Annotated in this window: 19 protein-coding genes; 10 read left to right on the forward strand and 9 right to left on the reverse strand. The window is 69.5% G+C overall.

All coding sequences use genetic code 11. The features are described 5' to 3' along the window. Positions 1-63 precede the first annotated feature (63 nt). Both FCN18_RS22200 and FCN18_RS22205 read right to left on the reverse strand, forming a co-directional pair. Entirely contained in the window at positions 64-522 is a 459-nt protein-coding gene (locus tag FCN18_RS22200) for a roadblock/LC7 domain-containing protein (protein ID WP_110343250.1), read from the reverse strand. Between the two features lie 3 nt (positions 523-525). Continuing rightward, positions 526-3,621 carry a sensor histidine kinase gene (locus FCN18_RS22205; RefSeq protein ID WP_137096009.1) on the reverse strand — a complete coding sequence of 1,032 codons (3,096 nt, stop codon included), beginning with the start codon at positions 3,619-3,621 and terminating at the stop codon, positions 526-528. 640 nt (positions 3,622-4,261) lie between these two features. On the opposite strand from FCN18_RS22205, the gene FCN18_RS22210 reads away from it, so the two are divergent. The 4 genes from FCN18_RS22210 to FCN18_RS22225 are packed head-to-tail and all read left to right on the forward strand — an operon-like array spanning position 4,262 to position 7,745. Next, on the forward strand, positions 4,262-5,209 hold the full coding sequence (locus tag FCN18_RS22210) for an ABC transporter substrate-binding protein (RefSeq protein WP_112264719.1): 948 nt from the start codon (positions 4,262-4,264) through the stop codon (positions 5,207-5,209). Continuing rightward, positions 5,209-5,979, forward strand: a complete 771-nt coding sequence (locus FCN18_RS22215) for an ABC transporter permease (protein WP_137096010.1) — start codon at positions 5,209-5,211, stop codon at positions 5,977-5,979. The genes FCN18_RS22210 and FCN18_RS22215 overlap by 1 nt, the downstream gene beginning before the upstream one ends. A 5-nt stretch (positions 5,980-5,984) precedes the next feature. Beyond that, complete coding sequence (locus FCN18_RS22220; RefSeq protein WP_170200583.1) at positions 5,985-6,812, forward strand: ABC transporter permease; 828 nt, start codon at positions 5,985-5,987, stop codon at positions 6,810-6,812. A 48-nt stretch (positions 6,813-6,860) separates the two neighbouring features. Next, positions 6,861-7,745 carry an ABC transporter ATP-binding protein gene (locus FCN18_RS22225; RefSeq protein ID WP_206077966.1) on the forward strand — a complete coding sequence of 295 codons (885 nt, stop codon included), beginning with the start codon at positions 6,861-6,863 and terminating at the stop codon, positions 7,743-7,745. Between the two features lie 16 nt (positions 7,746-7,761). Here the strand turns inward: FCN18_RS22225 and FCN18_RS22230 are convergent, their stop codons facing one another. Then, positions 7,762-8,163: a nuclear transport factor 2 family protein gene (locus FCN18_RS22230; RefSeq protein ID WP_112264537.1), complete on the reverse strand. Its 402-nt coding sequence runs from the start codon at positions 8,161-8,163 to the stop codon at positions 7,762-7,764. Between the two features lie 83 nt (positions 8,164-8,246). On the opposite strand from FCN18_RS22230, the gene FCN18_RS22235 reads away from it, so the two are divergent. Continuing rightward, positions 8,247-8,798 (forward strand): TetR/AcrR family transcriptional regulator, encoded by a 552-nt coding sequence (locus FCN18_RS22235; RefSeq protein ID WP_137096013.1) that lies wholly within the window; start codon positions 8,247-8,249, stop codon positions 8,796-8,798. Between the two features lie 6 nt (positions 8,799-8,804). Here the strand turns inward: FCN18_RS22235 and FCN18_RS22240 are convergent, their stop codons facing one another. Then, entirely contained in the window at positions 8,805-11,297 is a 2,493-nt protein-coding gene (locus tag FCN18_RS22240; RefSeq protein WP_137096014.1) for a sensor histidine kinase, read from the reverse strand. Positions 11,298-11,518: 221 nt separating this feature from the next. On the opposite strand from FCN18_RS22240, the gene FCN18_RS22245 reads away from it, so the two are divergent. Beyond that, entirely contained in the window at positions 11,519-13,165 is a 1,647-nt protein-coding gene (locus tag FCN18_RS22245) for a DNA repair helicase XPB (RefSeq protein ID WP_113645119.1), read from the forward strand. 139 nt (positions 13,166-13,304) lie between these two features. On the opposite strand, the gene FCN18_RS22250 is transcribed toward FCN18_RS22245, so the two are convergent. Next, a complete protein-coding gene (locus tag FCN18_RS22250; protein ID WP_112264545.1) occupies positions 13,305-14,162 on the reverse strand; it encodes an SGNH/GDSL hydrolase family protein in 858 nt (285 codons plus the stop codon). Positions 14,163-14,352: 190 nt separating this feature from the next. Between FCN18_RS22250 and FCN18_RS22255 the strand changes: the two genes are divergently transcribed. Next, positions 14,353-15,120 (forward strand): DUF4253 domain-containing protein, encoded by a 768-nt coding sequence (locus FCN18_RS22255; RefSeq protein WP_112264547.1) that lies wholly within the window; start codon positions 14,353-14,355, stop codon positions 15,118-15,120. Between the two features lie 60 nt (positions 15,121-15,180). Further along, a complete protein-coding gene (locus tag FCN18_RS22260; RefSeq protein WP_228714085.1) occupies positions 15,181-16,092 on the forward strand; it encodes a DUF72 domain-containing protein in 912 nt (303 codons plus the stop codon). A 27-nt stretch (positions 16,093-16,119) separates the two neighbouring features. On the opposite strand, the gene FCN18_RS22265 is transcribed toward FCN18_RS22260, so the two are convergent. After that, positions 16,120-16,698 (reverse strand): type 1 glutamine amidotransferase domain-containing protein, encoded by a 579-nt coding sequence (locus FCN18_RS22265; RefSeq protein ID WP_112264723.1) that lies wholly within the window; start codon positions 16,696-16,698, stop codon positions 16,120-16,122. Between the two features lie 85 nt (positions 16,699-16,783). Between FCN18_RS22265 and FCN18_RS22270 the strand changes: the two genes are divergently transcribed. Further along, positions 16,784-17,731: an o-succinylbenzoate synthase gene (locus FCN18_RS22270; RefSeq protein ID WP_113645117.1), complete on the forward strand. Its 948-nt coding sequence runs from the start codon at positions 16,784-16,786 to the stop codon at positions 17,729-17,731. A gap of 10 nt (positions 17,732-17,741) precedes the next feature. Here the strand turns inward: FCN18_RS22270 and FCN18_RS22275 are convergent, their stop codons facing one another. Beyond that, positions 17,742-20,120, reverse strand: coding sequence for a xanthine dehydrogenase family protein molybdopterin-binding subunit (locus FCN18_RS22275; RefSeq protein WP_137096015.1), 2,379 nt, complete (start codon positions 20,118-20,120; stop codon positions 17,742-17,744). A 135-nt stretch (positions 20,121-20,255) separates the two neighbouring features. On the opposite strand from FCN18_RS22275, the gene FCN18_RS22280 reads away from it, so the two are divergent. After that, positions 20,256-20,462, forward strand: coding sequence for a PspC domain-containing protein (locus FCN18_RS22280; RefSeq protein WP_137096016.1), 207 nt, complete (start codon positions 20,256-20,258; stop codon positions 20,460-20,462). 50 nt (positions 20,463-20,512) lie between these two features. On the opposite strand, the gene groL is transcribed toward FCN18_RS22280, so the two are convergent. Together groL and FCN18_RS22290 are read right to left on the reverse strand one after the other, a co-directional pair. Then, positions 20,513-22,141, reverse strand: a complete 1,629-nt coding sequence (gene groL, locus FCN18_RS22285) for a chaperonin GroEL (protein WP_110343235.1) — start codon at positions 22,139-22,141, stop codon at positions 20,513-20,515. 203 nt (positions 22,142-22,344) lie between these two features. Continuing rightward, positions 22,345-23,766, reverse strand: a complete 1,422-nt coding sequence (locus tag FCN18_RS22290) for a serine/threonine-protein kinase (RefSeq protein ID WP_113645115.1) — start codon at positions 23,764-23,766, stop codon at positions 22,345-22,347. Between the last annotated feature and the right edge of the window lie 34 nt (positions 23,767-23,800).

The raw sequence follows: 23,800 nt of genomic DNA on the forward strand, positions 1-23,800 counted from the left end.
CCTCAGTGTTTTCTCACTGTGCCTGTCGGACGCGTCGTCGCCGTGCGATCTGGCTGCACCGGCTCACCGCCGCACCGCACCCTGAAGCTGAGCACGAAGCTCCGGTGTCATCTGCTGGCCGACCCGATCGACCAGCAACGTCATCTCGTACACGACCAGCCCGATGTCACTGTCCGGCGAGCCGAGCACGGCGAGGCAGGACCCATCGGACACCGACATCAGGAACAGGAAGCCGTTGGCCATCTCGACCACCGTCTGCGCGACCGCGCCACCCTCGAAGACCTGGGCCGCGCCCCGCGCGAGGCTGGTCAAGCCCGAGGCGACGGCGGCGAGCTGGTCCGCCCGGTCCTTCGGCAACCCGCGTGATGCCGCGAGCAACAGGCCGTCGGCGGAGACCACGACGGCGTGCGCCGCGCCCGGCACGCGGTGCACGAAGTCCGTGATGAGCCAAGCGAAGCTTCCCTTCTGACCGGAGCCGCCCTGCTTCGGCGCCCCCGGCTGCGCTGCACCAGCCCGTGTCAACTCTTACTCCTTCGCCCCGTTGTCGGTGGACCGGTCGCCCGACCCGCTCGACGTAACAGAATCGAACTGTGTCCCTTCGGCCGACGGCTCCTTCAGCGCGTGGCGGCCACTCTGGTACCCGCGCTGGAAGCTCATCATGCGGTTGCGTGCCGCATCGGCCGATCTGGCGATGGCACCCTGCCCGGGCTTTCCGACCGTGGTGTCCCTGAACGCGTCGCCCTCGGCCGGCCGGATCGAGCCCGGCACCAAGTATGCGTTGGGCACCCTCTTGGGCAGGCCGGCGGGCGTGATCTCCTCGTCCTTCGACTCCAGCAGGGCGTGTGCCGCCTGCCACCCGCTGTCGGAGACACTCCGCCACTCGTCCTCGGAAGTGGCGGGTGGCTCCTCGGCATAGCTTTCCGGCTCCACTTGCTGCTCCGGTTCGGGCTGCTCCTGCTCCGGCTCTTCCTCGCTGAACCAGCGCGAGAGTACGGACTGATAGATCGGCAACCTCCGGGTCGGGACGTCGTCCTCCAATGCACTGCCGTCACCCCCGGCGGGTTCCTGCTCGGCCGGTTGTTCCGGTGTGACCGGAACGTAGCGTGGTTCCCGCTTCGGCAGGGCGAGCGTGTAGTCACTGTCACCTGGCCCGTGCCCGCGGCCGTTGCTGGTCTCGGCTTCCGGCTGGTCGACCGGCCATTGAGGTTCCGGCTCCCGCTCCGGCGCGGGTGGCGGCTCCGGCGGCGCGGAGCTGACGAACGGGCCCGCCGCCCTGGTGGCGCCGCCGACCAGGTCGTCGAGGCTGATCGGCTGGTCCAGCGGCACCAGCCCGTTCGCGTCGCGCTGCGGCTCGCCCGAGGACGGCGAGGCGAGCGCCTGGGGGTTGGCAGGCGCGGGCGACGTCGAGGGCAGCTGGGTGGTCTCGGCCGGATCGGTGAGGCTCGTGATCGGCGGCAGCGACGGCGACGAGCTGTCCTCGTGGGAGCCGTTGCGCTGGGCGCTGATCCTCGGCGACGCGACCGGTTCCTCCGCCTGCGGCGGGCTGGTGAGCAGCTCGGTCGGCACCACGACGCGCGCGATCACACCGCCCTCGATGTCCTCGTTCTCCCGCAGGCGGACCTCGATGCCGTGCCGTTTGGCGAGGCGTGCGACCACGTACAGACCCATGCGCCTCGTCACCGACACGTCCAGGTCCGGCGGATCAGCCAGCCGCTCGTTCGCCTCGGTCAGCTGCTGCTCGGTCATGCCGACACCGCGGTCGGTGATCTGGATGGCGAGCGCGTGCCGCCTCGTCACGACCGCGCGAACGCTGATCCTGGTATCGGGCTCAGAGAAGTACGTCGCGTTGTCGAGCAGCTCCGCGAGCAGGTGCACGAGGTCGTGGATCGCGCGGCCCTGCACCGCGACGTCCGGGATGGTCCCGACCTCGACCCTGGCGTACTGCTCGATCTCGGACACGGCGGCGCCGACCACATCGGCGGCGGGCACCGGCCGGGAGACCGACTTCGCGAGACCGGCGCCGGAGAGCACCAGCAGGCTTTCGCCGTTGCGCCGCAAACGGGTGGCGAGGTGGTCGAGCTCGAAGAGACTCGCGAGCTGGTCCGGGTCCTGCTCGTCGGCCTCGAGCTGGTCGATGACGCCGAGTTGCCGTTCGACCAGGCGCTGGCTGCGCCGGGACAGGTTGACGAAGATGCCGTTGACGTTCTCGCGCAGGAGCGCCTGCTCGGCCGCCATCCGGATCGCCCGCTCGTGCACCACGTCGAACGAGCGCGCGACCTCGCCGATCTCCTCCCTGGTGTACACGGGCACCGGCGCGATGGCGTTGCGGGACGCCTCGATCGGGTTGGGGTCGGCGAGGATGCGCCGGACCGTCTCGGGCAGCCGCACGTAGGCGACCTCCAGCGCGCTGCTGCGCAGCACGCGCAGCGGCCCGAGCATGAGGCGGGCGATGGCGAGCATCAGCAGGAGCGCGGCGGCGAGCGCTGCGAGCACGATGCCCGAGTCGCGCCACGCGGCGGTGGTGGCCGAGTCGGCGAGGCTGCCCGCGTGGGCCCGCAGGTTGTCGAGCAGCTGCGACTCGACCGTGCGGAACTTGTCGAGCGTGACCGTCGTGTTGTTCGCCAGCTCGTTGCTGTTGATGAACAACGGCTCGTTCAGCTCGGCGCGGACGAAGGACTGTTCCCTGATCCGCTGCCGCCCGTCGACCTCCGGGCCGCTGACGGTGTCGGAGAACAGCTGGCGCTGCTCTGGTGAGGAGAAGGCGTTGAACGTCTCGACGGCCGCCTCACCACCGGCGAACGCGGAACGTGCCTGATCGAGCAGGTCGGCGGGGAACTCGTTGTGGAGAGCGGCGATCTGCAGCGCGGCGTCCTGCCGGGCGACGAACTCCTTCGCCTCGCTGACCGCCTGGATCGTCGTCCCCTCGCGGAGCAGGTCCTGGTCGGTGACCGCGGTGTTCACCTCGCGGCCGAGCCGGACCAGTTCGTCCAAAATCGACGAATAGGTGGACAGCGCGGAAACATCCGAGAACGGCGAGGAGTTGATGGCGTTGCGAAGGGGCGCCAGCGCGTCGAGCCGCTGGATGCCCCGGTCGTACCGGTCCCTGGCGGAGGGGTCCTCCGTTTCGATCTCGTCCGCGACGCCGCGCAGCTGCGACACGGCCCGATCGACCTGCAGGATCTGCGCGTCGAGGGCGCCGCGCCTCCTAGGGTCGCCGTTGGAGGCGACCGTGGCCACGGCCAGCGTGCGCTCGGCCTGCAGCTCGTGCACGACGGAGGTGATGCTGATGGCGAGATCCACCTGCTCCGCCGTCTGCTGGAACTCGTCGGCCCTGTCCAGCGCGTCGAACGCACGCAGGCCGCCGAGCACGAGAGCGGTCGCCGTCGGAATGATCAGCACCAGCGCGAGCTTCGAGCGCACGCGCCAGTTGCGTAGTCCCCGGCGAGAGCGCTCCTGTTCCGCGGCGCCTTCCGGGGCCGGCTGGGGAGCATTCGGCGCGGCAGGTGCGCCGGCGCCTGCCGCGCCGAGTCCTTCCTCCGCGTTCTGGTCGAGCACTACGAGCACACTCCCAAGACTCGAGCCAGCAGGTCCTCGGACATCCGCGGCTCGAACGGACGCCATCCACCAGATAACAAGCCTGTTCTCGGCACGACCGCACCACAGGGACAGGGCGACGGGGTTCGCTTCAGCGCCAGCATCGTGTCGGGGCCTTGCCCTTGCTCAACTCGCCGGACTACCTAGCTGACCAGGTAGTAGCTCGTCGCCGCCGTCTCGCCGACGTCTCCGACCTGCGGGAAACGCCCCGTCCGCTCAGCCATCACAGGCACTCTCTCACTGAAGTGGTGGTCTGTACCGAGTTCGCAGAGGCAGAGAGTAGCGAAGACCTCGTGAACATGTAACCCTTACAGGCGAGGGCTGTGCATAAGCACCAACAGGCCTACTGCCAACCGGCGCAACTTTCTTCGCGTCGAGCAGGACGAACACGTTAAGTAGCGCAGCTCACCCATTAGTTCGAACAATCTAGTGACGTGCACCACTTGACCCGGGGTGGTGAACACCCATTGTGATGTGTTCACTCCGTTCTCTAGAGTGACCGCGTACTGCGATGGTCCGACTTTGAACCATCCTCCAATCCACTCAGTACACAACTACAGTGACCTCTTTGTTCCTCTAGGAGTTGGCCTTGCTTCGACAAACACTCCGCTTGGCACGAGGCTCCAGACGGCGCGCGAGGGTCGGTGTCTTCGCGACCGCCCTCGTCATGCTGGCCTCCACCAGTGGCTGCGGCATGCTGGGCGGATCCGACGACTCGTCGGAGGGCGGCAGCGGAAATCTGGAGAAGTCCAAGATCTCCGTGTCCGTCATGCCGACGATCGACCTCGCGCCGTTCCATCTCGCGATGAAGAACGGCTATTTCAAGGACGAGGGTCTCGACGTCGAGGTCGTCAACGCCCCCAGCGGCCAGGCGTCGCTGACGAAGCTCATCAACGGCGAAGTCGATGTCGCCTACAGCAGTTACACGCCCTTCTTCATCGCGCAGAGCAAGGGCGCGGCGGAGTTCAAGTTCGTCGCTGACGCCTCCTCCGCAGGACCGAAGAGCACCATGGTCGTCACGATGCCGAACTCCCCGGTGAAGAAGGTTCAGGACCTGCCCGGCAAGTCCGTCGCCATCACCAGCGAGAACACCATGTCCGACACGCTCACCAAGTCGGTCATGAAGACCAACGGTGTGGATTTCTCCGACGTGCAGTGGGTTTCGCTGCCGTTCCCGGAGATGGCGGGCGCCCTTCAGCGTGGTGACGTGGACGCGGCGTTCATGACCGAACCATTCATCACCTCCGCGGCCAAGACGATCGGCGCCGTGCCGGTGTTCGACACCGCGACCGGTCCCACCAAGGACTTTCCGACGGCGGGCTACGCGTCGCAGGCGCAGTTCGCCGACGAGAACCCGAACGTCGTCGCCGCATTCCAGCGTGCGCTGGACAAGGCCACCCGGGAAGCCGCCGACCGCAGCAAGATCGAGCCGCTGATGGTCGAGTTCGCGAAGGTGGACAAGGAGATCGCGTCGATGACGAATCTCCTGACTTTCCAGTCCAAGTTGGACGCTCAGCGCCTGCAGCGCGTTCCCGACCTGCTCCTGGAGTTCGGTGGTATCCCGGAGAAGATGGACGCCGCCTCGATGATCGCGCAGCCGGCGGCTGATAGTTAGTGCGCTCCCTGTACCGAAACCTGGCCGGCCTGATCGGCTTCTTCCTGATCTGGGAAGGAGCCGTGAGGGTCGGCCTGGTGCCAGAGCTGTTCGTACCGCCACCGTCCGAGGTGCTATCGACCACGGCCCAGCTACTCGGCCAGGAGCCGTTCATCCGGGACGTGATCGCCACGGTGCTGGCGTGGGCCATCGCGCTGGGGATCTCGATCGCCATCGCGGTGCCCGCCGGCCTGCTGCTCGGCAGCATCGCGTGGCTGCGCACGGCGACTCGGGCGATCGTGGAGTTCCTGCGACCGATCCCGTCGGTGGCACTGATTCCGTTGGTGCTCCTCGTGGTCGGCGGCGGGCCGGAAGCCAAGATCACGCTCGCCGTGTACGCCGCGGTATGGCCGATCCTGTTCAACACGATCTACGCCCTCGCCGAGATCGACCCGGTGCTGATGGACACCGCCCGCGCCTGCGGCACGAGCCGCGCGCGCATGCTCACATCCGTCGCGCTGCCCCACGCGGCGCCGTTCGTCTTCACCGGCATCCGCATGTCCGCGGCGATCGCGCTGATCCTCGTTGTGAGCACCGAATACGTCGCCGGTGCGTCGAGCGGCCTCGGCAACTTCATCCTCGAGGCCAGCTCCGGTGGGACCAACATGGACCAGGTGCTCGCCGGAACGGTGGTGGCAGGCGTGATCGGGTATCTCATCAATGACGGCCTCGAGCGCGTTGGCAGGCGCATGTTCCGCTGGAACGAAGCCGTGGGGGAGGCTGCGAAGTGACCCAGGTGACCGAACGCGCCACGCGGCTTCGCAGCCAGGCGGCCGCCGGGATCTCCGGCTTCGCCCGCAACTGGCTCGTCTTCATCGGAGCCGTCGCGGTGTGGGAACTGGCGACCCGCCTCGCGGCGAGCGTCTTCTTCCCGCCACCGAGCGAGATCGTGGCCACGGCCGGGCAGTTGTGGTTCTCGGGACCCGCCTCGCAGCTGTTCCTCTCCGAGACCGTCTTCGACCACATCCTGCCCAGCATCGGCAGATGTCTCGGTGGGTGGGCCATCGCCGTGGTGCTGGGTGTCGGCCTGGGCACGGCGCTCGGGCGCTCGCGAACGGGCATGGAGTACGTCGGTCCGCTGTTCGCGTTCTTCCGCGCCATTCCGCCACCGACCCTCGTGCCCGTGTTCATGGTGCTGTTCGGGCTCGGGCCAGGAATGCAGGTGGCCACGATCATCTTCGGTGCGATCTGGCCGATCCTGCTCAACACCGTCGACGGCGTGCGCTCGGTGGACTCGGTGAAGGTCGACACGGCACGGTCGTTCCGGACGCCCGCTCCGTACTGGATCGGCATGGTGGTACTGCCCGCGGCACTGCCGAAGATCTTCGCCGGGCTGCGCCTGAGCCTGTCGATCTCGTTGATCCTGATGGTCGTGTCGGAGCTGATCGGTTCGCTGAACGGAATCGGGCATCAGCTCATCTCGTCCCAGCAGCAGTTCGAGTTTCCGCTGATGTGGTCGTGGATCGTGCTGCTTGGCATTCTCGGCTACGGTCTGAACGCGGTGCTGCTCGCCGTCGAGCGTCGCGTACTCCGCTGGCAACCCACTCGGAACGACGATGCGTGACCGCCCGTTCCGTTTCCTCGCAACCCACAGGAGGCTGACGTGCCGACCATGCTCGAGGTGACCGGCCTCAACCACCGCTACGGCAAGGGCGACGGCGCTCATGTGGCCGTGCGAGAGCTGTCCTTCTCCGTCGACGCGGGCGAACTCGCCTGCATCGTCGGCCCTTCCGGCTGCGGGAAGTCCACGCTCCTGCGGTGCATCGCGGGGCTGATCCCGCCGACCGGCGGCTCGGTGCGGCTGCACGGCGACGAGGTGTCCGGTGTCCCGGACGACCTCGCCGTGGTGTTCCAGGACTACAGCCGGTCGCTCTTCCCGTGGCTCACCGTGGCACGCAACGTGGAGTTCCCGCTGCGCTGGCGGAAGCTGAGCAAGCAGGAACGGGCCGAGCGTGCCCAGGAGGCCCTCGACGCGGTGGGCCTCTCCGGTGTCGGCAAGAAGTTTCCCTGGCAACTCTCCGGCGGCATGCAACAGCGCGTCTCGATCGCCCGCGCTCTCGCCAGCAAGCCGGCTCTGCTGATCATGGACGAGCCGTTCGCGTCCGTGGACGCGCAGACACGGTTCGAACTGGAGGACCTGCTGCGGCGGGTCCAGCGGGAGCAGCAGAGCACGATCCTGCTGGTGACCCACGACATCGACGAAAGCGTCTACCTGGGCGACCGGGTGCTGGTGCTGTCGAAGTCGCCGGCGACGATCGTCGCGGACCTGGCCGTGGACCTCCCCGCAGAGCGGGACCAGATCGCCACGAGGGAGTCCGCGAAGTTCGTGACATTGCGGGGTGAGGTCGCGCGGCTGCTCCAGACTGGACCGGCGGCACCGGCCACGACGGAAGAGGCGTCCGACGAGGTCACCGCCGCCGCGGACGCCGCTGAATGGGCGGCGACCGAGGAGGAGGCTGCCGAGACCGGCGGCGCCACGAAGGAGGCCCGCCACTGACGGGAACGGCATCACGTCACCCCAGTGCTCCGGCGAGCGCCACGGGGTCGTGGTAATCGCGCGACCACACGATCCGGCCATCGCGCACCCTGACCACGAAGATGTTGTGAACGGAGAGCTCGCGACCGCTCGTCGTGACGGTCACGTCGTAGTCACACTCGGCGACCACCACCTCTGGATCTGTGGTCTCGTACACGACGAGGTCGCGAGCGCGCATCCGCAGCGGAAGACCGGCCGCGCCAGCGAAATGCCTTCTGATCGCCTCGCGCCCTACGAGCCGTACCTCTCGTGGTTTGGCGAAGGGCTGTTCCACCACCGCGTCCTCCGCGTAAAGCTCGGGCACCGTGTCCCATTCCCCGCACATGACACCGCACAGCTGCGCCTCGAAAACCTCGCGCGGGCTCCTGACTTCGGCCATCGGCCACCTCCCGGTAGTATCGGAGTCATGACTCCGCTTGAAGAATACGGAGCCGCGACTCCGGTTGTCAACGAGGTGCCGCGATGAGCCCGCGCGCGGACGCGCTTCGCAACAGGGCGAAGGTGCTCACCGCCGCCGACGAGGTGTTCCTCGAGCAGGGCACGACGGCCTCCACCGAGGAGGTCGCCAGGAGAGCAGGAGTCGGCGTGGGCACGGTGTTCCGGCACTTCCCGACCAAGGAGGCGCTTCTCGAAGCCGTCTACCTGGAACGGCTCCGGCAGGTCGGCGCGGACGCCGCCGAACTGGCCGCCGGCGACGACGCCGGAGCCGCCTTCCACGAGTTCTTCGAACGGCTCGTCGGGCAGTCAGGCCCGAAGCAGGCGCTGACGGAAGCGCTGGCCGCGGCGGGTGTGGACGTCGCAGCCACGGACTCCCCCGTGCGCCAGGAGGTCCGCGAGTCGCTGGCCACCCTGCTCGAACGGGCCCAGCAGGCGGGCAAGGTGCGCGAGGACGTCGGAGTCGACGAGGTGATCGCCCTGCTCATCGGCGCGAGCCAGGCTACGAGGTGGACCACCGACGTCTCCATGCGGGGCCGCACACTCAACGTCATCCTCGACGGGCTGCGCCCGCACTGAGCACGGTCACTCGGCGCGGGCGTGCCGTCCACGCCGAACGCCGTTCTGCAGGCTGGTCATCCTCGTGCGCACGTCCTCCGGCGAGCGACTCACCGTCGGGCTCTCGTCGTCCTCGGTCGGCCACTCGACGTGCTCGGCCACCTGTTCCTCGGAGGTCTCGAACCACTGCGTCAGGACCTCCTGGTACGCGGGCAGGCGGTCGGTCGGGGTGTCGATGGCGAGCGCTGGCTGCGGCTCGGTGATCTCCTCGGGCGACGGTTCGTCGGGCTCCACCGGCCACTCCGGTGGGGGCGCCCACTGCACCGCGGCCCGATGCGACACGGCCTGCCCGGGTTCCCGCCACACGTCGACCGGTTTCGCGGGTACGGGCAACGGCTCCTCCTCCGGCCAGCGCCGGGGCTCGACCCGGGGCCGCCGCTCCTCCGGCTCGGGTTCCGGCTCGGGTTCCGGAGTAGGCGCGGGGGCGGGCGGCTGCTCCGGCAGCGCCGGAGCAGCCGTCTCCACCGGCAACGGCGGCGGCACGGGGTCGCCGGGCTGGATCAGGGTGGCGGGCACGACCACCGTCGCGGTCAACCCCCGGATGTCGGCGGCCGAGAGCCGGACGCGGATCTGGTGCCTGCGGGCCAGGCGCGCCACGACGTAGAGCCCCATGCGCCGCGAGACCTCGACGTCGACCTCAGGAGGCTCGGCGAGACGCGCGTTGGCCCTCCGGATCTCGGTCTCCGGCATGCCCGCGCCCCTGTCGGTGATGTCGATGCGCCACTCACCATGCTCCGTCATGGAGCTGACCACCGACACCGGCGCGTCATCACCGGAGTAGTCGGTGGCGTTCTCGAAGAGCTCCGAGATCACGTGCACGAGGTCGCTGACGGCCTCCCCCAGCACGGCCAGTCGCGGGGTCGCGGCGACGTTGATGCGCTGGTAGTGCTCGACCTCGGACAGCGCCGCTCCGATGATCTCGTCAGCCGACACCGAGCCGGGCAGCGGGCGTCCCGCGTCCTGGCCCGCGAGCACGAGCAGGTTCTCGCTGTTGCGCCGCATGCGGGTGGCCAGGTGGTCCAGCTCGAACAGCCCGCCCAGGATGTCCGGGTCCTGCTCGTGCTCCTCCATGCGGTCGAGCACCGACAGCTGGCGTTCGACGAGGTCCTGGCTGCGCCGCGAGAGGTTGACGAACATCGAGTTGACGTTCTCCCGCAGCATCGCCTGCTCGCCCGCGAGCCGCACGGCCTCACCGTGCACCGCGTCGAAGGCCCTCGCCACCTGCCCCAGCTCCTCCCTGGTGAACACGGGCACGGGCTCGACTGCGCGGCGATGGGCGTCCTCGGGCCGCGGGTCCGGGTCGGCGAGGATGCCCTTGACGGCCTCGGGCAGCCGGTGCTGCGCCACCTCGAGCGCGCTGCTGCGCAGGACCCGCAGTGGCCGCAGCAGCGAGCGGGCGATGACCATGGTGAGCACCGCCGCCACGAGCAGCACACCAAGGATCACGGCGCCGTCGGTCATCGCGGACCTTCGCGCGTCGGCGGCGAGCGCGTCCGAACGCTGTTGGATCTGGCCGTACAGCCCGTCCTGGACCTGCTTGACGAGGTCCACGGTCTCGGTCGCGGCCGCGTCCCACTCGTCGGAGTCGATCTCGGGAAAGGCCTCGTTCGCCTCCGCACTGCTGAGCACCGACTCGACCATGCCGTTTCCGGCATCGACAGCGGGGCCGCGCACGATCTCGTCGTACCGCGCCCGCTGGGTCTCGGTCGCGAACTTCGCGAAGTCCTTGTACGCGGCCCCCAGCTCCGCCTCCGCGCCGAGGAGCGCCCGCATCCGGTCGGCCGGGAGGTCCTCGAGCACCAGGGACTCGGCGACGAGGGCGCGCCGAACCGAGAGCTGGTCCTTGACTCTCGCGAGCGCGTTCGCCGCGAGCCACGTGCGAGCCAGGTCCTGGTCGCTGAGGCCGGGAGCGGCCTGGTCACCGATGTCGAGCAGCCCGGAGACGAGCTCACTGTACGAGCGCAGCACGACATCGGCGGGCGATGTCGAGTTCTCGCCGTCGAACCGGAGGTCGGTGAGCACGCCGAGGCGCTCGTCCAGTTGCCGGAAGCCGTCGACGGCCTGCTGCGAAAGGTCCGGGGTCGCCGCGCTCAGGGTTCGGTCGAAGTCGCCGATCGCCGCGTCGACGCGCTCGCGCTGCGCGCGCAGTCCGGCGAGGTCGCCCTGCCGGTCCTCCGCGACGTACCGCACAGTGAGGGCACGTTCCCGTTGGAGCTCGTGCACCACGACGGCCACCGTGGTGTCGACGCGCACCCGTTGGGCGCCGTCGGCGAACTCGTCGGCGCGGTCGAGGTCGGACGCGATGCGGAGGCCCACCAGCACGACGACCGCGAGCACCGGGATGAGCAGCACCGCGAGCAGCCGGGTCCGCAGCTTCCAGTTGCCGAGCCGCCAACGGCCTCCCGCGAGCCCAGGTTCCGTCGCGCCATCCCGACGGGGACGTTTGCTGCGACGGGTCACCTGGCTTCCTTTGCACACCTGTGGGGCTGGTCCCCGGGAAACCACTGGAGGGTAGCGGCACGCGCGATGGCCGCCGACGACGCCCGCAGGTCCAGCAGGGGCTGCCCGGCGATGGTATTGCCTCCCCCACCCCCAGCTCCACAAGAACGGAAGATCTCTCCCGCCTGCTGGGACTCGAGGGCCGGGCCCTTTCCGGCCGAGGGGAACGTATAAAGGAGGGCGTGACTGATGGCCCCCTGATCGTCCAGTCGGACAAGACCGTGCTGCTCGAGGTCGATCACGAGCGCGCGGACGATGCCCGGATCGCGATCGCGCCTTTCGCCGAACTGGAACGCGCCCCCGAGCACGTCCACACCTACCGGGTCACCCCGCTGGCACTGTGGAACGCTCGCGCCGCCGGGCACGACGCGGAGCAGGTGGTGGACGCCCTCACGTCGTACTCCCGCTTCCCGGTGCCGCAGCCACTGCTGATCGACGTGGTCGACACGATGGGGCGCTTCGGCCGGCTGCAGATCCAGAACCACCCCGCGCACGGGCTCGTGATGGCGACCACCGACCGGGCCGTGCTCGAAGAGGTGCTGCGCAACAGGAAGATCAACCCGATGCTGGGTGCGCGCATCGACGAGGACACCGTGATCGTGCACCCGTCCGAGCGCGGCAGGCTCAAGCAGATGCTGTTGAAGATCGGCTGGCCTGCGGAGGACTTCGCGGGCTACGTCGACGGCGAGGCCCACCCGATCTCGCTGCATGAGGACGGCTGGGCGCTGCGGCACTATCAGCGTGAGGCGGCGGAGGCGTTCTGGGCAGGGGGTTCGGGTGTCGTGGTGCTGCCCTGCGGAGCGGGAAAGACGCTGGTCGGCGCGGCGGCGATGGCGAAGGCCGAGGCGACCACGCTGATCCTGGTGACCAACACGGTCGCGGGCAGGCAGTGGAAGCGCGAGCTCGTGGCCAGGACGTCGCTGACCGAGGACGAGATCGGCGAGTACTCGGGCGAGAAGAAGGAGATCCGCCCGGTCACAATCGCCACCTACCAGGTGATCACCCGCAAGAGCAAGGGCGAGTACCGGCACCTGGAACTGTTCGACTCTCGCGACTGGGGCCTCGTCGTCTACGACGAGGTGCACCTGCTGCCCGCGCCGGTGTTCCGGATGACGGCGGATCTCCAGTCGCGGCGCAGGCTCGGCTTGACCGCGACGCTCGTGCGCGAGGACGGCCGCGAGGGTGACGTCTTCTCCCTCATCGGCCCGAAGCGCTACGACGTCCCGTGGCGCGACATCGAGGCGCAGGGCTGGATCGCGCCCGCCGACTGCATCGAGGTGCGCGTGACGCTCACCGACGCGGAGCGGCTGTCCTACGCCACAGCCGAGAGCGACGAGCGCTACCGGCTCGCGTCGACGGCGCACACCAAGATCGGGGTCATCAAGTCCATTGTCGACAAGCACGCCGGCGAGCCCACGCTCGTGATCGGCGCCTACCTCGACCAGCTGGAGGAGCTCGGCGCCGAGCTCGACGCTCCCGTCATCCAAGGCTCCACCAAGAACAAGGAGCGCGAGGCGCTGTTCGACGCGTTCCGCAAGGGCGAGATCGACAAGCTCGTGGTGTCGAAGGTCGCGAACTTTTCGATCGACCTGCCCGAGGCGTCGGTCGCGATCCAGGTGTCGGGCACCTTCGGCTCCCGCCAGGAAGAGGCCCAGCGGCTCGGCAGGCTGCTGCGCCCCAAGGAAGACGGCAGGCAGGCGCATTTCTACTCCGTGGTCTCGCGCGACACCCTGGACACCGAGTACGCGGCGCACCGGCAGCGGTTCCTCGCCGAGCAGGGCTACGCCTACCGGATCATCGACGCCGACGACCTGCTGCGGCCGCTGTAGTCAGGTCGTGCCTGACCATGCCGTTGCCGGCTGCGCGGCGCCGCGTTGCCGGAAGTCCCGAGTACGGCCGGAGGGTCTCCCTTCGCCTTGCGAGACATCGCGCTGCTCCTCGCTCGCACCGCAGCTTGTCAGCCGCGACCTACCCGCCGAGCGCGGCCAGCACCTGCCGCGCCTGGTTCTCGGCGCCGAGCGCGTTGGGGTGCACCGGCGCCGCGGGGGACCCCGGCAGGATGCCCTCGACCCACCTGACGCCGGCGGGCGCGCACATGTCGTGCCCGATGCTGCTGGTGTAGGTGTCGACGAAGGTGGCGTCGTACGCCGCGGCCTGCTCGGCCAGCACCTCGTTGAGCAGCTTGGTGATGTCGCGCAGGTAGGGCGCGTCGCCGGCCGCGATCGGCACGAGCGGCCAGCAACTGGCTCCCGACTCCGGCAGCAGGCTGGGGTAGCCGACCAGCACGACGTGCGCCGCCGGCGAACGGTCCCTTATGCCCTGCAGGACCGCCCCGACCTGCGGGCCGACGGCGCGAACCTTCTCGACGAGCCGGTCGGCGCCTCGGGTGTTGTAGTACGCCTTACACGGCGCACCCTTCGGGGCGGTCGCGCTCAGCCCCGCGCATGTCGTCACCACCTCGACGAACGGGATGTCGTTGCCGCCGACGCCCACGCTGACCAACTCGGTGTCCTGGCGGAGTGCGTCGAACTGCGGCCGGTTGGCGATGCCCCACTGCGGTCGGGTCATGTCCTCCGTGGTCGCGCCGCCACAGCTCACGTCGGTGAACTCCACGGGAGCAAGCGCTTGCGCCACGAGTGACGGGTAGTTGCGGTCCGACCGCGTGCAGGCGAGGTGGACCTGGTTCGGAATCAACGAGCCCGAGGTGTAGGAGTCCCCGAGCGAAACGTAGGACGAGTAGGCCGGTTGAGCCGCGGTCGCGGCGGGCGCGGCGACCAGCAGCACGACGGTGAGCGCGGACAGTACGACAGCCAGGACCCGACGCATGGGGCCTCCTCAACACTGAGCGGCCGGCTACTTCTGAGTAGCCTACTGAAAAGTAACCAGACGCCCTCGGGTCTCGTCAGTCCCCCACCTGAGTGAACCGCAGCCCAACCTCCGCACTGGGGGCAAAACTGTCGCACCCTCGAACTAGTGTTCGAAGCATCAAAAGAACGCCTGTTCAGAGGGGTTGGCCATGACCGTCGTCCACTTCCGCTCGCGCCGCCTGATTCATCCGTCGTCCGACCTGGAGCTGCCCCCGGGCCGGATGCACAACGACCTCTGGCTCTCGGACGAACCGATCGCCGACGCGAGCTTGTACCTGGCGTGTGTGGCCGCCTACCCGCGAACGGGGCGCTGGCCGGTGCTGATCCCGCGCGACCCTCGCTTCGAGCTGACCGGGGAGGACTGGATCGACGACCGCGGCTGGCTACCACCGGCAGGCGCAGAAGTCGACCACGTCGACGCCGAGCAAGCCCTCGCGAGCTGGTGGGCAGAGCCGTGCTGCGAAGGCAGGTGCCTGCACCCCTTCGGCACCGCGTTCCCCGGCCTCGCCCGCAAGTCGCCCCGCCGGGCCGATCCACTCGCCGAGGCCGGCAACACCGGCTCCATCCTGGCCGCGCGCGGTGACTGCAGACTCGGCATCGTCGAGTCGCCGCGACCCGCCGACGTCCCGGCGGTGCTCGGCTGGCCGGGCATGCGGAAGCTGACCGAGCAGGTCGCCGCGACCTCGGCGGTGCTGCGCAGCTGGGAGGACCGGTTCGGTGCGGTGCTGATCTCGCTCGGCTTCGACACGCTGGACCTCTCGGTCGCGGCACCGCCGAAGAGCCGCGACCGAGCACTCGTGGTCGCCGCCGAGCACCGCGCCTTCTGCATCGGCAACTTCACCGAGCAGCCGGGAAGCCTGCGGGAGTTCGCCACCAACCTCACCGGCAAGCGCCTGTGGTCGTTCTGGTGGGACTGAGCGAGATGGGCCGGTTCGTGTCAGTCTGGAAGCGGAGTACGCGCGCGGGAAGAGGTGGCGATTCCGGTTCACGGCAAGGGAATCCACATCGGCACGTCGGGCTGGCTGTATCCGCCGTGGCGCGGCACTTTCTATCCGAAGGGCCTCGCCCACCGCCGGGAACTGGAGTACCTGTCCAGGCGCGTGAACTCGCTGGAGATCAACGGCTCGTTCTACTCGCTCCAACGGCCGGAGCGGTACCGCGGCTGGTTCGAGCAGACTCCGGACGAGTTCCTGTTCTCGGTCAAGGGCGGCCGCTTCATCACGCACATGAAGCAGCTGCGGGACGTGGAGGCGGCGCTCGGGAACTTCTTCGCCTCGGGAGTGCTCGCGCTGGACCACAAGCTCGGGCCGCTGCTGTGGCAGCTGCCGCCTCGGCTGAGGTTCGATCCCGAGCGACTCGTGGGCTTCTTCGACCTACTGCCCCGCACGACCGAGGAAGCGGCCGCGCTGGGAAAGCGGCACGACGAGAAGTTGAAGGCCGAGCCCTACCTGCGCATCGACGAGAACCGCCCGCTACGGCACGCGCTGGAGGTGCGGCATCCGAGCTTCGCGAACGCCGAGGCAGTGGAGCTATTGCGGGAACACGACATCGGCCTCGTCGTCGCGGACACCGCGGGTACCTGGCCGTATCTGGAGGACGTGACGTCTGACTTCGTCTACGTGCGACTGCACGGCGACGAGGAACTCTACGCCAGCGGCTACACCGACGCCGCACTCACCGGCTGGGCGCGGAAGGTCAAGGCGTGGCGCGCAGGCGGAAGCCCGCGCACGAGGCACACGGTCGCCGGGCCTGCCGAACGGAAACAGAGGGAGGTGTACGTCTACTTCGACAACGACATGAAGGTGAAAGCGCCCGGCGACGCCATCGCGCTGGCCGAGAAGGTCGGCCTGTGCGTGACATCACCGGACGCGAGCGGGGACGACGGCTGAGACCCGCGTGCCCAAGCGCTACTGGTACTAGGCGCTGCGGGCCTGGCCGGCGTGGGCGCCCTCGGCGATCTCCTCCACCAGCTTGTCGCAGAAGGCCGGCAGGTCGTCAGGCTTGCGGCTCGACACAAGCCCCTGGTCGACCACCACCTCCTCGTCGACCCATTCGGCACCGGCGTTGCGAAGGTCCGTCTGCAAGCTCGGCCACGACGTGATCCTGCGACCGCGTACGACATCGGCCTCGATGAGAGTCCACGGGCCGTGGCAGATCACCGCGACCGGCTTCTGCTTGGAGAAGAACTCGCGGACGAAGCGCACGGTGTCGGGATTGGTGCGGAGCAGGTCGGGGTTGGCGACGCCGCCGGGCAGGACGAGCCCGTCGTAGTCGTCCACCGAGGCATCGGTGACCACCTTGTCGACGGTGAAGGTGTCGGCCTTGTCCAGGTGGTTGAAGGCCTGGATGCTGCCGGACTCGAACGAGATCAGCTCCGGCTGTCCGCCCGCGTCCTGCACGGCCTGCCATGGCCGGGTCAGCTCCACCTGCTCGGTACCTTCCGGTGCCACCACGAAGGCGACCTTGCGGCCGGTGAGCGTGTCGGCCACGTGAATCACTCCTCTCACACTCAGGTCCATCCTGGGTCTACCCCCGGCACACCCGCACCGAAACACGACGAAGGGACGAGACAATGAACAGGTGACAGCCGAGCACGTCTACGCGATCCCGCTGCGCACCCGCTTCCGGGGCATCACCGTCCGTGAGGGGGTACTGCTGCGCGGTCCGGCGGGTTGGGGAGAGTTCTGCCCGTTCCTGGACTACTCGGATGCCGAGTGCGTGCCGTGGCTGGCGGCCGCCGTCGAGGCGAGCGAGCAGGGCTGGCCGGAGCCGGTACGCGACCATGTCGAGGTCAACACCACGGTGCCGGTGGTCGCGCCCGAGCGTGCGCACGAACTGGTCGCCGCGTCGGGGTGCCGGACCGCGAAGGTGAAGGTCGCCGATCCACGATCGTCGCTTGTGGACGATTGCGAGCGCGTCGCCGCCGTGCGCGACGCGCTGGGGCCATCGGGTGCGATCCGCGTGGACGCCAACGCCGCCTGGGACGTCGACACCGCCGTCACGGCCATCGGCGAGCTGGCTCGCGCCGCGGGCGAGCTGGAGTACGTCGAGCAACCGTGCCCGACCGTCGACGAACTGGCGATGGTCCGCCGCAAGGTGGATGTGCGCGTCGCGGCCGACGAGTCGATCCGCCGGGCCGAAGATCCGCTGCGGGTCGCGGTCGCCGGCGCCGCGGACGTGGCCGTGTTGAAGGTTGCGCCACTGGGCGGTGTGCGCAGGGCGCTGCGGGTCGCCGAGGCGTGCGGGTTGCCTTGCGTGGTGTCGTCGGCCGTCGAGACCAGCGTCGGCCTGGCGGCCGAACTGGCGCTGGCCGGCGCGCTGCCGTCGCTGGAGTTCGCCTGCGGGCTGGGCACGCTGTCGCTGCTGACGGGTGATGTCACGACGGATTCGCTGTCCGCTGTGGACGGTTACCTGCCCGTGCCAGGGCGGGCGCCCGAACCGGATCTCGTCGGCGACGTCGCGGCCGACGACGAGACCCGGCAGCGGTGGCTGAGCAGGCTCGCCCGCGTGCGGGCGCTGAGCGGCTAGCGCGGGGCGGTCAGACGGCGGCCTCGTCGGCGTGCGGGTTCGGCCCGTCCGCGCGCACCGGCAGGGTGTCGAACGCGGCAGGCGGTTCCCGCCACGGCGACGGCAGCCGCCCGGCGCGCGCCTGCTCGACAGCCCGCCAGACGCGCTGCGGCGTCAGCGGCATGTCGAGGTGGCGGACGCCGAGGTGCTTGAGCGCGTCGACGACGGCGTTCTGCACGGCGGGCGTCGAGCCGATGGTCGCGGACTCGCCGATGCCCTTGGCACCGAGCGGGTTGCGGGGTGTCTCGGTCTCGGTGTTGGCGACCTCCAGGTTGGGGATCTCCATCGCCGAGGGCACCAGGTAGTCGGCGAGGGTGCCGGTGACGGGGTTGCCGTCCTCGTCAAAGGTCACCTGCTCCCACAGCGCCTGCGAGATGCCCTGCGCCGCGCCGCCGTGCTGCTGGCCGCGCACGATGAGCGGGTTCAGGATCCGGCCGCAGTCGTCCACCGCGATGTGCCGGAGCGGGCGGACGTACCCGGTCTCGATGTCGACCTCCACCACCGACACGTGGGCGCCGAACGGGAACGTCGCTCCGTCGGGCTTGAAGTCGATGTTGGCGTCGAGGGTGCCACCGTCCTCCTCGGCGGCCCGGGCCAGGTCGGCCCAGCTCAGGCTCGCGCCGGGCACGCCGACCACACCGAGCTGGCCGTCCTCGGTGAGCTCGATGTCCTCGACGGCGGCCTCCAGGCGGGAGGCGGCCAGTTCCTTCGCGCGCCGCACCAGCAGCTCGCTCGCCTCGCGCACCGCGCTGCCGCCGATCTGCAGGGACCGGGAGCCGCCCGTGCCCCCTCCGCGGGGCACCACGGAGGTGTCCGACTGCACGAAGTCGATCGACTCCATGGGGATGCCGAGCGCGTCGGACGCGAGCATCGAGAACGACGTGGGGTGCCCCTGGCCGTGCCCGGACGTGCCGACCTTGATCGTCGCCCTGCCCTCGGGGCTCATCTCGACGGAGGCGTACTCGCCGCCGCCCCCGCCGCCGGTGATCTCGACGTAGGTGCTCACCCCGATGCCGAGCAGCGTGTGCTCCCCGGCCTCGACGCGGCGGGCCTGCTCGGCGCGCAGCTCCTCGTAGTCCGCGAGGCGCAGCGCCTCACGCAGCGGCAGGTCGTAGTCGCCCGAGTCGTAGCTCGTGCCGACCACGGTCGTGTAGGGAAACTCGTCGGGCCGCAGGAAGTTCCGCCGCCGAAGCTCCACCGGATCGAGATCGAGCTCCGCCGCCGCCATGTCGATCAGTCGCTCCAGCATGGCGGCGGCCTCCGGCCGTCCGGCTCCCCGGAACGCCCCGGTGGGCGTGGTGTTGGTGAGCACGGCGAGCGCACCGAAGCTGATCTTCGGGATCCGGTAGACGCCCTGCGCCATGGTCCGCGTCGGGCCGAGTGCGAAGCCTCCACCGAAGCCCGCGTAGGCACCCGAGTCGCCAATGATCCGGCAGTGCAGGCCGGTAATGGTGCCGTCCGACTTCAGCCCCAGCTCGGCGTACTGCACCTGCGCCCGGCTGTGCGGCATGGCCTGCAGGTTCTCCGAGCGCGTCTCGACCCACTTCACCGGCCGGGACAGGGCACGGGCTGCGCCGATCGCCACCTCGTGCTCGGCGATCAGGCCGAACTTGCCGCCGAACGCGCCGCCGACGTGCGGGGCGACGACCCGGACCCGCTGCTTCGGCAGGCCGAACGCCTTGGCGGCGAAGGACCACACGGCGTGCGGCGCCTGGGTGGAGACATGGATGGTGAGGTCGTAGTCCTCGTCGGGCCCGCCGGGAACCACGGCGATCGCGTTGCCCTCCAGCGGCACCACGGCCACCCGCTGGTTCTCGATCCGCGCGCGGACGACCACGTCGGCGTCGTCGAGGAGCTCCGAGCCGACGGCGTCGCGCTCACCGGCGGCGATGTTGGAGCCGAGGTCGGGGAACTGCAGCGGCGCGTCGTCGGCGAGCGCCTCCTCGGGGTCCACCACCGCGGGCAGCGGCTCGTAGTCCACGTCGACGAGCTCCACCGCGTCGGCGGCCGCGGCCGCGCTCTCGGCCACCACAGCCGCCACCGGGTCGCCGACGAAGCGCACGCGGTCGGTCGCCAGCGGGGGCCGCACACAGCCGGGGTTGATCTCGATGAACTGCCGCACCGGCGGCAGGTTCAGCTCCGCCGCGGTGTACACGGCGACCACGCCGTCCGCCTTCTCCGCCTCGGAGACGTCGATCGAAGTGACCTCGGCGTGGGCGAACGGGGATCGCACGAAGGCGAGGTGCAGGACGCCCTCGACCTCGAGGTTGTCGACGTAGGAACCCTGTCCGCGCAGCAGCTCGGGGTCCTCGACCCGCCGCACCTCGGTTCCGAGCACTGATCCGGGCATGCATCCGACCCTAACCGCGCCACGCGATCATGGACAGTTCGAGTAACTCCAGGACGGTCTCGGGGTCGAGGGTTCCGGGATCACTCCGGGTCGTACCCCGATGTCCCGGCGGTCGCGCCGGCGCAGCATGGAGTCATGACCGACAACGTGACGATCAAGAAGCTCCGCCGCAGCCGCGGCGACCGGATGCTGGCGGGCGTGTGCGGCGGCTGGGCACGCCTGCTGGGCGTCGACGCCGCGATCCTGCGGATCGGCCTCGTCGCCACCACGATCCTCGGCCTCGGAACCCCGATCCTGCTCTACGCCGCCTGCTGGCTGCTCATGCCGGAGGAAGACGCATAAAAAGATCCCCGAGGGCACGGATGCCCTCGGGGATCGAAAAGGGGTTGGACTCAGAAGTCCATGCCGCCCATGCCACCGGTCGGGTCACCGGCCGGGGCCTTCTCCTTCTCCGGCTTGTCCGCGACCACGGCTTCGGTGGTCAGGAACAGGCCGGCGATGGAAGCGGCGTTCTGCAGCGCCGAGCGCGTGACCTTCGTCGGGTCCGGCACGCCGGCCGCGAGCAGGTCCTCGTACTCGCCGGTCGCGGCGTTGAGGCCGTGGCCCTGCGGGAGGGACTTGACCTTCTCCACCACGACGCCGCCCTCGAGACCGCTGTTGATGGCGATCTGCTTGAGCGGAGCCTCGACGGCGATCTTCACGATGTTCGCGCCGGTCGCCTCGTCGCCCTTGAGCTTCAGGCCGGCGAAGGCCGCCTCGGCAGCCTGCAGCAGAGCCACGCCACCACCGGCGACGATGCCCTCCTCGACGGCGGCCTTGGCGTTGCGCACCGCGTCCTCGATGCGGTGCTTGCGCTCCTTGAGCTCCACCTCCGTGGCGGCGCCGGCCTTGATGACCGCGACACCACCGGCGAGCTTGGCGAGACGCTCCTGCAGCTTCTCCCGGTCGTAGTCCGAGTCGCTGTTCTCGATCTCGGCACGGATCTGGTTGACCCGGCCCTGGATCTGGTCCGCGTCGCCCGCGCCCTCGACGATGGTGGTCTCGTCCTTGGTCACGACGACCTTGCGGGCCTTGCCCAGCAGGGAGATGTCGGCGTTCTCGAGCTTGAGGCCGACGTCCTCGCTGATGACCTGGCCACCGGTGAGGATGGCCATGTCCTGCAGCATCGCCTTGCGGCGGTCACCGAAGCCGGGGGCCTTGACGGCGACCGACTTGAAGGTGCCGCGGATCTTGTTGACGACCAGCGTCGCGAGGGCCTCGCCCTCGACGTCCTCGGCGATGATCAGCAGCGGCTTGCCCGACTGCATGACCTTCTCGAGCACCGGCAGCATGTCCTTGACGTTCGAGATCTTCGAACCGAACAGCAGGACGTACGGGTCCTCGAGAACGGCTTCCTGACGCTCGGCGTCGGTCACGAAGTAGCCCGAGATGTAGCCCTTGTCGAAGCGCATACCCTCGGTGAGCTCGAGCTCGAGGCCGAAGGTGTTCGACTCCTCGACGGTGACGACGCCTTCCTTGCCGACCTTGTCCAGCGCCTCGGCGATGAGCTCGCCGATGGTGCGGTCGGCGGCCGAGATCGAGGCGGTAGCAGCGATCTGCTCCTTGGTCTCGACCTCCTTGGCGGCCTTGTGGAGCTGCTCGGTCACGGCTTCGACGGCCTGCTCGATGCCCCGCTTGAGGGCGATCGGGTCGGCGCCGGCCGCGACGTTGCGCAGGCCTTCCTTGACGAGGGCCTGGGCGAGCACGGTGGCGGTGGTGGTGCCGTCACCAGCGACGTCGTCGGTCTTCTTGGCGACTTCCTTGACGAGCTCGGCCCCGATCTTCTCCCACGGGTCCTCGAGCTCGATCTCCTTGGCGATGGAGACACCGTCGTTGGTGATGGTCGGCGCGCCCCACTTCTTCTCGAGCACGACGTTGCGGCCACGGGGGCCAAGCGTCACCTTGACGGCCTCGGCGAGGGTGTTCAGGCCGCGTTCGAGACCGCGGCGGGCGTCCTCGTCGAACGCAATCAGTTTGGCCATTGCGGTGTGGTCCTCCGGTAATCGGACACGTCCTCGGCCAGGCTCGGTGCCCGCGACGGACGACCAGTCCGGGATCCCCCGAACGTGGCCTCACCGTCCCGACCTTCAGGCGGCAGGCCCTCGGCCGGCCACCTAGCACTCGACGGTGCCGAGTGCCAATTCCGTGTTTAGCACTCTCCGGGGGAGAGTGCAAGAAACGACGCTCACCCGCCCGTGCCGGGAACCACGGGGATCGAGGTCGGCGGCGGGTTGTTTCCGCCGGTGTCGGCGCTGCCCGTGGCCGTGGGCTCGTTGCCCTGCGAACCAGGGCCGACGGGGATCTCGGGTGCCTGAGAGTTGCCCGTGGGGTCGGCGGGCGGGTTGGTGTTGCCCCCGCTCTCGTCGTCACCGCCCGTGAAGATGATGATCGCCGCGACGGCCGCGCCGATCACGACGACGGCGGCGGCGACCCAGCCGATCCACGCCTTTCCGCCCTTCTTCTGCGGCGGCGGGAACCCGCCTTGAGGAGGCGGGCCGTAACCGGGCGGCGGACCCTGCGGAGGCATGCCCATGGCCTGGGGAGGGTTGCCGTACTGCGGCGGCGGACCCTGCGGCCGGCCGTAGCCGGCCGGCGGGGGCTGCTGGCCGAATCCCTGCTGTGGTGGCGGCTGCTGCCCCGGCTGTCCAGGCTGGCCTGGCTGCTGTCCCGGCTGCTGACCGTAGGGATGCACCGGGCCCCCCTCTCCATGTTGGGCGACCGCGACAGGATGCCTGCCCGGTCGCGGCGCCGACATCGCCGGGTCCGGCTTGACCACGTCGCGCGCGGCCGTGATCAGCTCGACGCAGGTGGCATACCGGTCACCGGGGTTCTTGGCCATGCCCTTGCGGACGACCTCGTCAACGGCGGCGGGCAGCGACGGCACCAGGCGCGACAGCGGCGGCGGGTCCCCGTTGAGGTGGCCCTTGATCACCGTCTGCACGTCGCCCTGGAAGGGCGGCTTCCCGGCCAGGCACGCGTAGAGCATGCAGGCGAGGGCGTACTGGTCGGTGCGCCCGTCGAGCGGCTCCCCGCGCAGGTGTTCCGGCGCGGCATAGGTGGGCGAGCCAAGGAAGTCGCCACCGCGCGTCCGGTGCCCGGTCGCGCCACGCCTGGTCAGCCCGAAATCGGCGACGTACACGTGCTCGCGCGCCGACTCCCGGCTCGTCACGAGCACGTTCGCAGGCTTGACGTCGAGGTGCACCAGCCCGCGAGCGTGCAGAGTGTCGAGCGCGTCGGCCACCTGGTCGAGCAGCCCGATGGCGCGCTCCGGCTTCATCGGAGCGCCGCCGATGAGGCTGGCCAGGTCGGAGCCGTCGACGAGCCGCATGGCGATGTAGAGCATCCCGTCGAGCTCACCGAAGTCGTATAGCGGCACAATGTTCGCGTGATCGATCGCCGAGGTGTTGCGTGCCTCGTCGACGAAGCGCTCGCGGAACTCCGCGTCGGCACCGAGGTGTTCCCCGATCACCTTCAAGGCCACCTTGCGCCCCAGACGCACGTCCGTGGCCTTGTACATCACGCTCATGCCGCCACGACCCAGCACACCGTCGATGCGGTAGTTGCCCAGCCGCCGACCGGTGAGGTCCCCCGACACATCGCCTGTCACAGGGCGCAGCCTAACGCCCACGCCCCAGGTGTAG

It is taken from the genome of Prauserella endophytica (genome assembly GCF_005146945.1).
In the GTDB taxonomy this organism is placed as follows: domain Bacteria; phylum Actinomycetota; class Actinomycetes; order Mycobacteriales; family Pseudonocardiaceae; genus Prauserella_A; species Prauserella_A endophytica.

What these genes read in the sequence shown, in the direction of transcription:
- FCN18_RS22225 (WP_206077966.1), top strand. Translation starts at nt 6,861, where the DNA reads ATGCTCGAGGTGACCGGCCTCAACCACCGCTACGGCAAGGGCGACGGC.
- FCN18_RS22255 (WP_112264547.1), top strand. Translation starts at nt 14,353, where the DNA reads ATGACCGTCGTCCACTTCCGCTCGCGCCGCCTGATTCATCCGTCGTCC.
- groL (WP_110343235.1), bottom strand. Translation starts at nt 22,141, where the DNA reads ATGGCCAAACTGATTGCGTTCGACGAGGACGCCCGCCGCGGTCTCGAA.
- FCN18_RS22250 (WP_112264545.1), bottom strand. Translation starts at nt 14,162, where the DNA reads ATGCGTCGGGTCCTGGCTGTCGTACTGTCCGCGCTCACCGTCGTGCTG.
- FCN18_RS22210 (WP_112264719.1), top strand. Translation starts at nt 4,262, where the DNA reads ATGCTGGCCTCCACCAGTGGCTGCGGCATGCTGGGCGGATCCGACGAC.
- FCN18_RS22280 (WP_137096016.1), top strand. Translation starts at nt 20,256, where the DNA reads ATGACCGACAACGTGACGATCAAGAAGCTCCGCCGCAGCCGCGGCGAC.
- FCN18_RS22235 (WP_137096013.1), top strand. Translation starts at nt 8,247, where the DNA reads ATGAGCCCGCGCGCGGACGCGCTTCGCAACAGGGCGAAGGTGCTCACC.
- FCN18_RS22275 (WP_137096015.1), bottom strand. Translation starts at nt 20,120, where the DNA reads ATGCCCGGATCAGTGCTCGGAACCGAGGTGCGGCGGGTCGAGGACCCC.
- FCN18_RS22205 (WP_137096009.1), bottom strand. Translation starts at nt 3,621, where the DNA reads ATGGCGTCCGTTCGAGCCGCGGATGTCCGAGGACCTGCTGGCTCGAGT.
- FCN18_RS22230 (WP_112264537.1), bottom strand. Translation starts at nt 8,163, where the DNA reads ATGGCCGAAGTCAGGAGCCCGCGCGAGGTTTTCGAGGCGCAGCTGTGC.